Annotated in this window: 12 protein-coding genes and 1 other annotated feature; all 12 genes read right to left on the bottom strand. The window is 34.8% G+C overall.

The window, feature by feature from the left end; all coding sequences use genetic code 11:
• Nucleotides 1-3: 3 nt before the first annotated feature.
• Nucleotides 4-1,404, bottom strand: coding sequence for a cysteine--tRNA ligase (gene cysS, locus CN692_RS24995; RefSeq protein WP_098121840.1), 1,401 nt, complete (start codon nt 1,402-1,404; stop codon nt 4-6).
• A gap of 4 nt (nt 1,405-1,408) precedes the next feature.
• On the bottom strand, nt 1,409-2,047 hold the full coding sequence (gene cysE, locus CN692_RS24990) for a serine O-acetyltransferase (RefSeq protein WP_097978211.1): 639 nt from the start codon (nt 2,045-2,047) through the stop codon (nt 1,409-1,411).
• A gap of 81 nt (nt 2,048-2,128) precedes the next feature.
• Nucleotides 2,129-2,348: a binding site (T-box leader), on the bottom strand.
• 42 nt (nt 2,349-2,390) lie between these two features.
• Complete coding sequence (gltX, locus tag CN692_RS24985; protein WP_098121839.1) at nt 2,391-3,851, bottom strand: glutamate--tRNA ligase; 1,461 nt, start codon at nt 3,849-3,851, stop codon at nt 2,391-2,393.
• Between the two features lie 42 nt (nt 3,852-3,893).
• Nucleotides 3,894-4,373: a 2-C-methyl-D-erythritol 2,4-cyclodiphosphate synthase gene (ispF, locus tag CN692_RS24980; RefSeq protein ID WP_098121838.1), complete on the bottom strand. Its 480-nt coding sequence runs from the start codon at nt 4,371-4,373 to the stop codon at nt 3,894-3,896.
• A gap of 11 nt (nt 4,374-4,384) precedes the next feature.
• Entirely contained in the window at nt 4,385-5,071 is a 687-nt protein-coding gene (ispD, locus tag CN692_RS24975) for a 2-C-methyl-D-erythritol 4-phosphate cytidylyltransferase (RefSeq protein ID WP_098121837.1), read from the bottom strand.
• 20 nt (nt 5,072-5,091) lie between these two features.
• Nucleotides 5,092-6,162, bottom strand: coding sequence for a PIN/TRAM domain-containing protein (locus CN692_RS24970; protein ID WP_098121836.1), 1,071 nt, complete (start codon nt 6,160-6,162; stop codon nt 5,092-5,094).
• An 80-nt stretch (nt 6,163-6,242) separates the two neighbouring features.
• Nucleotides 6,243-7,316, bottom strand: a complete 1,074-nt coding sequence (gene disA / locus CN692_RS24965; RefSeq protein WP_098121835.1) for a DNA integrity scanning diadenylate cyclase DisA — start codon at nt 7,314-7,316, stop codon at nt 6,243-6,245.
• 2 nt (nt 7,317-7,318) lie between these two features.
• Nucleotides 7,319-8,695, bottom strand: a complete 1,377-nt coding sequence (gene radA / locus CN692_RS24960) for a DNA repair protein RadA (RefSeq protein WP_098121834.1) — start codon at nt 8,693-8,695, stop codon at nt 7,319-7,321.
• Between the two features lie 175 nt (nt 8,696-8,870).
• Nucleotides 8,871-11,312, bottom strand: a complete 2,442-nt coding sequence (clpC, locus tag CN692_RS24955) for an ATP-dependent protease ATP-binding subunit ClpC (RefSeq protein WP_098121833.1) — start codon at nt 11,310-11,312, stop codon at nt 8,871-8,873.
• A 20-nt stretch (nt 11,313-11,332) separates the two neighbouring features.
• Nucleotides 11,333-12,400 carry a protein arginine kinase gene (locus tag CN692_RS24950; protein WP_098121832.1) on the bottom strand — a complete coding sequence of 356 codons (1,068 nt, stop codon included), beginning with the start codon at nt 12,398-12,400 and terminating at the stop codon, nt 11,333-11,335.
• Nucleotides 12,401-12,403: 3 nt separating this feature from the next.
• Complete coding sequence (locus CN692_RS24945; RefSeq protein WP_098121831.1) at nt 12,404-12,952, bottom strand: UvrB/UvrC motif-containing protein; 549 nt, start codon at nt 12,950-12,952, stop codon at nt 12,404-12,406.
• 19 nt (nt 12,953-12,971) lie between these two features.
• Nucleotides 12,972-13,397 (bottom strand): CtsR family transcriptional regulator, encoded by a 426-nt coding sequence (locus tag CN692_RS24940; RefSeq protein ID WP_373604989.1) that lies wholly within the window; start codon nt 13,395-13,397, stop codon nt 12,972-12,974.
• Nucleotides 13,398-13,823 lie beyond the last annotated feature (426 nt).

Raw genomic sequence — 13,823 nt, 5'->3', positions numbered from 1 at the left:
AAGTCATCCTCTTTTCCAGCGAATGCCTTGTGGAGTATCTTCAATGATAATATTCATTTCTTTTAATTGATCACGAATTTGATCCGCTAAAGCAAAGTCACGATTTTTTCGTGCATCTGTACGTTTTTGAATCAACGCTTCGATTTCATCATCTAACATCGCTTCTTCTTTAACTAATGTAATACCAAGAACACTTGATAATTCATCAAAAGTTGCTACTAACTGATTTAATACATTCGTAGAAGTATGAGTTTCTAATAAATATTGATTAGTTATTTTTACTAATTGATATAAAACTGAAATCGCATTAGCCGTATTAAAGTCATCATCCATTACTTTTACAAATACTGCTTTTTCGTCTTCAATTTCTTTTAACCACTTAGCGTCATCTTCTGTTAAATTAGTACTACTTTCTAGACGGTGTTTACTATTTTGGTATGCAGTTTTAATACGTTCAAAACCATTTTTTGCTTCTTGTAAAATTTCTTCACTATAGTTAATCGGGTGACGATAATGAACTGATAACATGAAGAAACGTAATAACATTGGATCAATGATCTTAATGATATCATGTACTAGTACAAAGTTACCTAAAGACTTAGACATTTTTTCATTATCAATATTGATATAACCATTATGCATCCAATAGTTTGAAAAAGTTTTCCCACTTAATGCTTCAGACTGAGCAATCTCATTCTCATGATGTGGAAATGATAAGTCTTGGCCCCCTGCATGGATATCGATTGTTTCGCCAAGATATTTTTTAGCCATTGCTGAGCACTCAATATGCCAGCCCGGTCTTCCTTTCCCCCATGGACTTTCCCAAGATATTTCACCTGGTTTAGCTGCTTTCCATAGAGCGAAATCTAATGGATCTTCTTTCTTTTCACCTATTTCAATTCTTTCACCAATACGAAGGTCCTCAATTGATTGGTGTGAAAGTTTACCGTATCCATTAAATTCCTTTGTTTTGAAATAGACATCACCTTCAGATTCATACGCATAACCTTTTTTTACAAGTTCATCAATAAACTCAATAATAATATCCATATTATCCATTACACGAGGATGATTCGTTGCTGTTTTGCATCCTAACTCTTGCACGTCTTCAAAATAAGCATTAATAAAACGATCTGCAATTGTTGGAACATCTGAGCCTAATTCATTTGCTGCTTTAATTAGCTTATCATCAACATCAGTGAAGTTTGAAACGTAGTTCACTTCATATCCACGGTATTCGAAATAACGTCTCACTGTATCAAATACGATAGCAGGTCTTGCGTTACCAATGTGTATATAGTTATAAACAGTTGGTCCACATACATACATTTTGACCTTACCTTCTTCTAAAGGTTTAAAGTCTTCCTTGTTCCTAGTTAATGTATTATAAATTTGAATTGCCATAGTTTTACTTCCTTTCAGATATTCTCATTAAACTTCTTAACTCTTCTAGTTCCGCTTCTAATTGAAGTAGTCGATCTGCTACTGGGTCAGGTAAATCACAATGATCAAATTGATTATTAACTCTAATTCCATCTTGAACAACTATCTTACCAGGTATACCAACAACCGTAGTATTATTTGGAACATCCTTTAATACAACTGAGTTTGCACCGATCTTTGCATTTTCTCCGATTGTTATTGAGCCTAGTACTTTTGCACCGGTTGCTACTAGTACTCCACTTAATAAGGTTGGATGCCTTTTGCCTTTTTCCTTACCAGTTCCTCCTAATGTTACTCCCTGATAAATTGTAACATCATCACCTATTTCACATGTTTCTCCAATTACTACTCCTGCTCCGTGATCGATAAAAAATCGTCTACCAATTTTAGCCCCTGGGTGAATCTCAATTCCTGTTAAGAATCGAGCAAACTGTGAAATACTTCTTGCAATAAAGTGCCATTTTTTCCGATAGAAATAATGCGCAAACCGATAAAGCCATAATGCATGTAAACCAGCATAAGTAAGAATTACTTCTAAATAGCTAGTAGCGGCTGGATCGCGTTCAAATATCGTCGCTACATCTTCCTTCATGTACTTTAGCATCTTCATTTCCCCTTAAAGAATTTATTAAAAACTTGATCTTTTGTCTCTAAATAACAAAAAGCGTCCCTGTGTAATTAAATACACAGAGACGCTTTAATAGCGCGGTTCCACTCTGTTTAGATAAAATAATTTATCTCAACTCATGTAATGTAACGGTTTCCACCGCCTAAGCCTACTAAATAATTTTTTCGGCTAAGGACTCAAGGGGGCACTTCCATGAATATCGTTAAAATCACTTTCACCATTGTGATTCTCTCTGGGTAACGAGTAAACATGTACTTTTCCCTATCAACATTTTACTTATATGAATATTACTTATATATATTACAAATTTAACAAAATGTTAACCAATAATTTTTTGTAAACGAGCAATTACTTTTTCTTTTCCTAATAAAGTCATCGCAGCTGGTAATTCCGGACCATGACATTGACCAGTTGTCGCAACACGAATTGGCATAAATAATTTTTTACCTTTATGACCAGTTGACTTTTGAACTGATTTCATTGCTGCTTTGATTGAATCAACTGTAAACTCTTCAGATGCGTTAAGCTCTTCAACTAATGCTGAAAGTACATCCTTCACTTGCTCTTCTGAAATAACAGTTTGTTCTTCTTCACCAAAAGTTAATTCTTCTTTAAAGAATAAACTTGATAATTCAACGATTTCAGCACCAAAGCTCATTTGATCTTGATATAAAGCAACTAAATTTGTTACCCATAGATTTTCATCCGCAGTGCGTTCTTCATTAACAAAACCAGCTTTAATTAGATGTGGTAATGAAATTTCTACTACTTTTTCTAACGGCTGCTCTTTAATATATCGATTGTTAATCCATGTTAGTTTTTGCTTATCAAACATAGCTGGAGCAGAACTTAAACGGCTAGGATCGAAAATTTTAATAAATTCTTCTTCGCTGAAAATTTCTTCCTCACCAACTGGTGACCAGCCAAGAAGAGCAATAAAGTTAAATAACGCTTCTGGTAAGTAACCAAGGTTTTGATATTGTTCAATAAATTGTAAGACAGATTCATCACGTTTTGAAAGCTTTTTACGATTTTCGTTTACGATAACCGCCATGTGACCGAAACCTGGAGCATCCCAATTTAATGCACGATAAACCATTATTTGTTTAGGCGTATTTGAAATATGCTCTTCTCCACGAAGTACGTGACTAATTTTCATTAATGCATCATCAACTACTACCGCGTAGTTGTAAGTAGCAATTCCGTTCTTTTTAACAAGAACCCAGTCACCAATATCTTTCGATTCGAACTTAATATTTCCACGAACGATATCTTCCCACTCATAAGTATCATTAGCAGGAACTGCAAAACGAATCGTATATTCTGCACCCGCTGATTCTTTAGCAGCTCGATCTTCGTCTGTTAAATGACGACATTTTCCGTTGTAACGTGTAGTTGGAAGTCCAGAAGCTATTTGTGCTTCACGTTCTGCTGTAAGTTCTTCCTCTGTACAATAGCATTTATACGCATGTCCACTTTCAATTAACTCATTAGCATATTGCTTGTATAAGTCTAATCTTTCTAACTGACGATAAGGACCGTACTCGCCACCTTTATCTGGACCTTCATTCCAATCAATACCTAACCAACGTAAATATTTCGCTTGGCTTTCTTCGCCACCTTCAACATTACGCTCAATATCAGTATCCTCTATACGTAGTACCATATCACCATTAAAATGTTTAGCAAATAAATAGACATATAACGCAGTACGTGCATTTCCAATATGTAAATGACCCGTTGGACTAGGTGCATAACGAACTCTTACTCTATTTGACATTTATAGACACTCTCCACTGAATAATTAATATACTTTATTAGTTTAAGCCTTCTTCTGTAACAATACAACTGCTTGGGAAGCAATTCCTTCTTTTCTTCCTGTAAAACCTAACTTTTCAGTTGTTGTCGCTTTTACATTAATACGATCGGCTGTCGTTTCAAGCAATTCTGCTATTCGCTCTCTCATGACTTGTATATATGGTGCCATTTTTGGTGCTTGAGCAATGATTGTGCAGTCTGCATTTACTAGCTCATAGCCTTTTTCTTTTACAATTTGAAATACATGCTGTAGTAGCTTTGCAGAGTCAGCATCCTTGAAGTCTGGATCTGTATCTGGAAAATGTTTTCCGATATCTCCTTCTCCAACAGCTCCTAATAAAGCATCCGATATAGTATGAAGGAGTACATCAGCATCAGAATGACCTAATAAACCTAATTCATACGGGATTTCTATTCCACCTATAATTAAAGGACGATTTTCCGCAAATGCATGGACATCAAATCCTTGTCCTATTCTAAACATATAAGCACCTTCTAACCTCTATATTGTTCATAGATTGTTTCGGCAAAAAACAAATCTTCTTTTGTTGTTACTTTAATATTATTATAATCTCCATTTACTACAAAAACTTTACTTCCGTTCCATTCAACTAAGCTTGCATCATCAGTTCCTAAATATCCAGCCCGGGTTGCTTTTTGATGCGCCTCAAGTAAACATTTATATGTAAATGCTTGGGGAGTCTGTACTCCCCATAATGTAGAACGATCGATTGTTTCAACTACTTCTTGATTAACAACCTTCTTTATTGTATCTTTCATCGGAACCGCACAGATAACCGCCTGATGTTCCTCCATCTTACTAAGAATCCGATTAATAACCGAGTTAGTCACAAAAGGTCTTGCTCCATCATGTACTAAAACTAAGCTCTCAGTATCTTTTATTGAATTTAAACCGTTATAGACACTTTCCTGTCTTTCTGAGCCACCCTTTACAAAGGTTATTTTTTGCTTAATAAAGTGTGGTAAATTTAACGATTCAAAGAACTGATTCTCTGATTCTTTTATTGGTAAGATAATCTCACTACAACGCTCATCTTCACCAAATACTTTTAAAGTCAATTCAATAATTGGTGAGTTCATTATTTTAATAAATAATTTATTGAAGCCTGCACCCATACGAGAGCCAGATCCCGCTGCTGGAATGATGACCTTATATTGCATTTTACGTTTACCCCTCTAACTTACTTTACTTTTGCAAATATCATACGTCCTGCAGAAGTTTGTAGTACACTCGTAACCACTGTTTCTACTCGTTTTCCAATCGATTCTTTACCGTCTTCTACAACAATCATTGTGCCATCATCTAAATAAGCCACACCTTGTAGTTTTTCTTTACCTTCTTTTACGACAAATGCCGTTAATACTTCTCCAGGTAGCACTACTGGCTTAATTGCATTCGCAAGGTCATTAATATTCCAAACTTTAATTTGTTGAAGTTCACTTACTTTATTTAAATTAAAATCATTCGTCACTAAAATACCACTTTTTAATTTTGCAAGCTTAACTAACTTTGCGTCAACTTCAGGAACATCTTCAAAATCCCCTTCGTAGACTTCTACCTTCATAGCAAGCTCTTTTTGGATTCTGTTTAGAATATCTAATCCTCTTCGTCCTCTATTTCGTTTTAATGTATCTGAAGAATCTGCTATATATTGTAGTTCTGCTAATACGAATTGTGGAATCACAATTGTTCCTTCGATGAATCCAGTCTGACATATATCAGCAATTCGACCATCGATGATTACACTTGTATCTAATATTTTTACTGGTATTTCAGCTATTTCCTGTTCTTCAGCGGCTTTTTTCTTAGCTGACCTTGAAGATAAGGTAAACAAACTTAATAATTCTTCTCTTTTTTTAATTCCAACTTGAAAGCCTAAATAGCCTAATAAAATCGTAACAACTATTTGTATAATTGATGAAACGTATTGCAATCTAATTGAGTCAATTGGCAATGAAATAAGAAATGCCAGAATAAGTCCAAAAACAAGTCCTAAACTACCAAACAAAATCATTGAAATAGGAGCTTTTAATAATTTTTCCTCAATATACTTGATAAATGTTACTGTTGGATCAACTAACCAAAGCGATAAAATAAAAAAGATCACTGCTCCACTTAAAGCTTGCACATATGAATTATGCAAAATATTAGGCATATCTGTTTTTAACAGTTTATCTAATAGTGGAAAAAGCACTAAACCTAGCGTACTTCCGACAAAGATATAAATAACTTGAACGATCCTCTTTATCACTTCGCCACCTCCTTTAAATAAATAATTATATATTATAGGTTAACTAAAAATATAATCAACTCTATCTTAGACGAAATAACTTAGTTATGTCTATTGATATACAGTTGCTCCTGAATTCGCTTTAAACCTTCTTTGATTTTCTTCGCACGAATTTCGCCAATGCCATCTACGTCATCTAACTCGGCAAGGGTAGCTTTGTAGATCCCTTTAAGATGCTTAAACCGTTGTGTTAAATTTTCAATTACTAATGGCGGTAATCTAGATATTTTCATCAACATTCGGTAACCTCTTGGTTCTACCATTTCCTCGAGATTCGTGTTATTTGGATAACCAAGCAATTTAATAATGGCATGGTCCTCTAACAATTCTTCATTGGCTAATTCTTGTAGCTTTAACAAGATTGTCTTTGGATCCTGTTCCTTATTATAATGATAATCCTTTATTAAAAGTAATGCCTCCTCCTCAAGGTCCGAAATTATCTCTATTAACTGTAGTTCGATTAACCTTCCTTCATCACCAAGCTCAATTACATAGTTATTAATTTCATTTTTTATTCGAAGTACCATTTCTACGCTATGTAAAACATTTACGACTTCAAATAAAGTAACTAATTCCTCAAACTCTAAAATGCTAAGTGAAGTAATCCCTTGATTCCATACAATCTTATATTTCTCAAGGGTTTGAATTGCCTGATTTGCTTTTGTTAAAATTACGCCAATGTCTCGCAAAGTATACCGTAAGTTCCCTTTATAGAGTGTAATAACGTTACGTCTTTGTGAAATAGCGATTACTAAGTTTCCGGTCTGCCGTGAAACACGCTCTGCAGTTCGATGGCGCATACCAGTTTCTTTTGTAAAGATCGATTGATCCGGAATTAATTGTGCATTAGCTAATAGGATTTTTGTCCCACTTTCATTTAAAATAAGTGCTCCATCCATTTTTGCTAATTCATATAAACTTGCTGGAGAGAAAGGGTCATTAATATGAAATCCTCCATCGACCATTTCCTTTGTTTCATCATTAAAGCCAAGTACAATTAATCCGCCAGTTTGTGCCCGAAGTACATTGTCTATGCCATCACGCAAAGGTGTACCCGGAGAGATCATTTGTAAAACTGGCAACATTGATTTAGCTTTTTGTTTTTGATCTTCCATTTCTACCCTCCTAACACGTATTTTAGTGCTTCATGTACTGTATTAACACCTATTATTTCCATTCCTTCAGGAAAACTCCATCCTCCAATATTTTTTGATGGAATTATTGCTCTTTTAAATCCAAGCTTTGCCGCTTCTTGTACTCTTTGCTCAATTCTAGATACTCTTCGCACTTCTCCAGTTAAACCAATCTCACCAATTACTACATCTGTAGGATTTGTGGGCTTATCTTGGAAGCTTGAAGCTATACTTACTGCGACTGCTAAATCCACGGCTGGTTCGTCTAACTTCAGACCTCCGGCAACTTTTAAATAAGCATCTTGATTTTGCAACAAAAGCCCCATTCTCTTTTCTAAAACGGCCATTATTAGAGATACTCTATTATGGTCTATACCTGTTGCCATACGTCTTGCATTCCCAAAGCTTGTAGGTGAAACTAGTGCCTGTAGCTCCACAAGTACCGGTCTAGTTCCCTCCATCGATGCTACAACTGTTGAACCAGCTACTCCAAATGGCCTTTCTTCTAGAAATATTTCAGATGGATTTAGTACCTCCACCAATCCTAGCTCTTTCATCTCAAATATACCAGTCTCATTAGTTGATCCAAAACGATTTTTAACCGCTCTTAATATGCGATATGTATGATGTCTTTCACCTTCAAAATATAACACTGCATCTACCATATGTTCCAATAATCGTGGGCCAGCAATTGCACCCTCTTTTGTCACATGACCTACAATGAAGATCGGAATACCTTTTGTCTTTGCGATTTTCATTAATTCCGACGTACATTCTCGAACTTGAGAAACGCTACCTGGAGCAGATGTTACTTCTTGTAAATAGATTGTTTGAATCGAATCGATTACTACAAAATCTGGTGCCATTTCATCCATATATCTCGCAATATAAGACAAATCGGTCTCTGATAAAACATATAAGTTTTGAGTAGCGACACCTAGACGTTCTGCTCTTAATTTAATTTGTTTCTGAGATTCTTCCCCTGAAACATATAAAACTTTATGATCCTTTTTAGCTAATTGAGATGAAACCTGTAAGAGCATCGTAGATTTACCAATCCCAGGATCACCGCCAATTAAGACCAATGAGCCTAAAACGATTCCACCACCTAATACCCGGTTAAACTCTTCGAAGGAAGTTCCAATACGAGTTTCATTACCTAATTCCACTTCCATAATCGAAATGGGTCTAGTTCCTTCTGTTGTAGCATTTGTATTAAAAGTTAATCTCCTAGAACTAGGAGGTTGTTCGATAAACTCAACCATTGTATTCCATTCGTTACATGCAGGACACTTACCGACCCACTTAACCGATTCGCACCCACATGATTGACACACGAATTTAGTTTTCTTTTTAGCCATATGTATACCTCTTTTGTTACATGATTTTCTATATTAATAGAGTATGTATTCTAAGTCTATCCTAACGCTTTTTTGATATAAGAAAAAGGGCTTCACGCCCTTTTTCACAAATTAGATAACTTTACAATCAAATGTTCAAAATTCCTTCACAAAAAGGGATGAACTTTATACATACTTATTGATTTACAGTTTCAACTGCTGGTCTAATAACATATTCGTTATCCTGTACATCAAGAACGACCTTTCGACCTTTCTCAATATTACCTTTTAATAACTCTTCAGATAAACGATCTTCTACTTGTTTTTGAATTGCTCTTCTTAATGGACGAGCTCCATATTCAGCATCGAATCCTTCATCAGAAATTTTATCGATCGCTGTATCTGACAACTCTAAATCAATTTCTTGTTCTTTTAAACGTTTCGTTAAGCTATTAACCATTAAGTGAACAATCTCTTTAATATGTTTCTTCTCTAATGAATGGAATACAATTGTTTCATCGATACGGTTTAGGAATTCTGGACGGAATGCTTTTTTCAGTTCCTCCAATACTTTCCCTTTCATATCTTTATAATCTTTTTCACCATCATTAATATTGAATCCAACATATTTATTTGTTTTTAATGCACTTGCTCCAACGTTTGATGTCATGATGACAAGTGTATTTCTAAAGTCAACTGTACGTCCTTTTGAATCAGTTAAACGACCATCCTCTAATACTTGAAGTAAGATATTAAACACATCCGGATGAGCTTTCTCAATTTCATCTAGTAGAATTACTGAGTAAGGTTTACGTCTAACCTTCTCAGTTAATTGACCGCCTTCATCATATCCTACATATCCAGGAGGTGCCCCTACTAAACGAGAAGTTGCGTGTTTTTCCATGTACTCTGACATATCAATTCGAATCATAGCATCTTCATCACCGAAAATTGTTTCAGCTAATGCACGCGCTAGTTCTGTTTTACCTACCCCTGTAGGCCCTAGGAAAATAAATGAACCTATCGGACGCTTTGGATCCTTTAATCCCGCTCTAGCACGTCGTACAGCTTTAGAAACTGCAACAACAGCCTCTTCTTGACCAATTACTCGCTTATGAAGAACACTTTCCATATTTAACAGTTTATCTGCCTCTGTTTGTGCTAATTTTGTAACTGGGATATTCGTCCATGATGACACAACATTTGCGATATCTTCTACTGTTACTTCAGAATTTTCTTTGCCTTGTTTTTCTTTCCACTGACGTTTCGTATCTTCTAATTGCTCACGTAGTCTTTGTTCAGAATCTCTTAATGATGCTGCTTTTTCAAACTCTTGACTTTGAACAGCTGCATCTTTTTCTTTACGAACTTCCTCTAGCTTTAATTCTAACTCTTTTAAATTTGGCGGTGTTGTAAAGCTACGTAGGCGTACTTTAGATCCTGCCTCATCAATTACGTCAATCGCTTTATCCGGTAAGAAACGGTCTGTAATATATCGGTCTGATAGTTTTACAGCTTCAATAATTGATTGATCAGAAATTGATACTCTATGATGCGCCTCATATCGGTCACGTAAACCTTGAAGAATTTGAATTGACTCTTCTACGCTTGGTTGGTCGACTTGAATTGGTTGGAAGCGACGCTCTAATGCAGCATCCTTTTCAATATATTTTCGGTATTCATCAATTGTTGTAGCGCCGATACATTGTAGCTCACCACGTGCTAATGATGGCTTTAAGATATTAGAAGCATCAATTGCACCTTCAGCTCCACCTGCACCAATTAATGTATGAAGTTCATCAATGAAAAGAATAATATTACCAGCTTGGCGAATTTCATCCATTACTTTTTTCAAACGATCTTCAAATTCACCACGGTACTTAGTTCCGGCTACTACAGTACCCATATCAAGAGTCATTACTCGTTTATCTCTTAAAATTTCTGGCACTTCATTATTAACAATTTGCTGAGCCAATCCTTCCGCAATTGCAGTTTTACCTACACCTGGCTCACCAATTAATACTGGATTATTTTTTGTACGGCGACTTAATACTTCAATAACTCGTTGAATTTCTTTACTACGTCCAATTACTGGATCTAAGCGGCCTTCTCTAGCCGATACTGTTAAATCACGAGCTAAGCTGTCTAATGTAGGAGTATTTGCTTGGTTTGCAGAACCATTTTGATGATTAGACGAACTTTCATTACTACCTAACAATTGAAGGACTTGTTGACGAGCTTTATTTAAGCTAACACCAAGATTATTTAATACTCTTGCTGCTACGCCTTCTCCTTCTCTAATTAGACCTAATAGAATATGTTCTGTTCCTACATAAGAATGGCCTAATTTACGAGCCTCATCCATTGATAATTCAATTACTTTTTTAGCTCTCGGTGTGTAATGAACTGTTTGAGCTACTCCTTGGCCGCGTCCGATTAATGTTTCTACTTCTTGTTGTACTTTTTCTGGACTTAATCCAAGAGCAAGTAATGCCTTTGCTGCAATACCTTCTCCTTCACGAACAAGTCCTAGTAAAATATGTTCTGTACCTATATTTGAGTGTCCAATTCGGATTGCCTCTTCTTGAGAAAGAGCTAATACTTTTTGAGCACGTTCTGTAAATCGACCAAACATCATAATTGGTTCCTCCCATATAATTAATTATTTTTATCAGATAGTCTTTCGCGTATTAGTGATGCCCTCTTAATATCCCTTTCCTCAGGAGTAAGTTGATCACCTACGTATTGTTGTAAAATACCTGGTTGAGTTAATATCATTAATTCATGTAAAAAGTTTTTAGACAAACCTTGAATTAATCCTAAATCAATCCCTAATTGTACGTCTGATAAACATTTAGCACTTTCCTTTGTCTCTATTATTCTTCCGTACTTCAAAGTACCGAGAGAACGAAAAACTCGATCCTCTAAGCGAATTAAGGAGGTTCTAGCAAGTGCGTCTCTTGCTGATTTTTCATGTTTTATCAGTTGTTGTACAATTGTCGTTAAATCTTCTATTATCTCTTCTTCCGATTTCCCCAAAGTAATTTGATTTGAAATCTGAAAGATATTACCTAAAGCTTCGCTACCTTCACCGTAAATTCCTCTTACAACTAATCCAAGTTGGTTAATTGTAGGAATTAATCGGTTAAATTGTTTTGTTATGACTAGCGCCGGAAGATGCATCATCACTGAAGCTCTTAATCCGGTACCAACATTTGTAGGGCAGCTCGTTAAGTAGCCTATTGTTTCATCAAAAGCATATTCAAGCTGACTTTCTATATAATTATCAATATGATTTGCTTGAGTAAGTGCCTCTCTAAGTTGTAACCCAGGAAATAAAGCCTGAATACGTAAATGATCTTCTTCATTTATCATTATGCTAATTTGTTCATCTTGGGATAGTATACATGCGCCGTGTACGGACTCTTGAACTAGATTAGGACTTATTAAATGCTTCTCAATTAGTACCCTTTTCTCTACTGGTTCTAACTTATTAATTTCAATATATTCAAAAGGTCCGTTTGGTAAAGCTGTACTTCCTTCAAAATAATGTTTAACTAAATGACAAATTTCTTTAGCCTTATCTTGGCTAAGTAGCGATGGGTACAAATACGCATTAAAGTTTCTAGCTAACCTAATACGGCTGCTTAAGACTATATCGTCATCAGGACCTTCTTGTTTCATCCATGGACTTATTGCCTCATTAATAATACGGTCAATAGACATAATTTACTCCACCTCCTTTTGAAGGGCTTGTAAATCTTTCTCAAGATCACGGATTTCATCCCGGACCTTAATTGCCTGCTCAAAATTCTCACTATCAATAAAATTTTTCATTTGAGACTTCAAATCTTGTAGCTTTCTCTTTAAAGAGATAGCACCATTTATCTTTTGAGGTAACTTACCTGTGTGCGTTACGTTACCGCTATGAATTCTTTTAACAATTGGTTTCATCTGATCCATAAATGTTTCATAACAAGTTGAACAACCTAAACGTCCAATCTTAGTAAACTTTTGAAAAGTCATCTTACATCTGGGACATTCAATATGTGAATCTTGATGAAATTTATTTTTCTTCATTTCATAAATACCAGTATTTCCTTTAAACAATCCAGCCAACAGATCATTTACAGAATAACCACCTATTTCAGAAAAAATATATTTATTGTTTGATTCAGTTGCGCATTTCTCACATAGGTGTATATCTGTTTTTTCACCATTAATAATTTTAGAATAGTGTAATGTTGCCGGACGTTCTTGACATTCTTGACAAATCATTTTGGGCAACCTCCATATTCTATTTAAACTTTAAGCTTCTTAGCATTGCTTTGAACATTCTTGCTCTTAACTCATCTCGATAAGGTAAATTTACCATTATTACTGAACGGTCTAATACACTTAGCATCATCTTGGCTTCACGTTGGGTAATTACACTATTCTCAAGCAGTAAGCGAATATAGTCTTCAGAGCTAGACTGTGCAATATTATTACTAAAGCTGTCTAATATTTGATCAATTACACTCGCTTTATCATGAAATTGCACTTTAATAATTCGAATATACCCTCCTCCACCACGTTTACTTTCAACTACGTATCCTCTTTCTAAAGTGAATCTTGTATTTATTACATAATTTATTTGAGAAGGAACACAGTCAAATTTATTTGCTATTTCACTTCTTTTTATTTCGACATATTCTTTATCTGATATGTCAAAGTAGTGCATTAGATATTGTTCAATGATATCTGATATGTTTTTCACCTATTTACCACCTTTACTGACTTTGACTATCTTTGACTATTATTATATTCCTTTCATAAAAAATTTCAACTATTATCTCTTTATCATTTTTTCCAAACTACTTTGCTCTTAATCTTTTTTTGTACGATTAAGAAAGGATAAGTTGGTAGCGATCAAGAAAGATCAATATAGTTTCCGATTTTATGCATTAAGTATAAGTGCTATTACTCTTCTATTTTCACCTACAGGTTGACTAATTGGTGAGTATTATTTATCAGTATAAATATATATATGTTTAACAATTCTTTTAAGAAGCTTTTTTTCCTCTAGATTTTACTAAAAAATTACTTAGATGAACATGATTTATAAACACGTCGACAATTTAATACAAAAAAAAACATCAGCCTAATA

It is taken from the genome of Bacillus sp. AFS002410 (genome assembly GCF_002556365.1).
In the GTDB taxonomy this organism is placed as follows: Bacteria; Bacillota; Bacilli; order Bacillales; family Bacillaceae_G; genus Gottfriedia.
The sequence above is the reverse complement of the archived record's forward strand: the minus strand, read 5'-3'. Positions and strand labels throughout refer to the sequence as shown.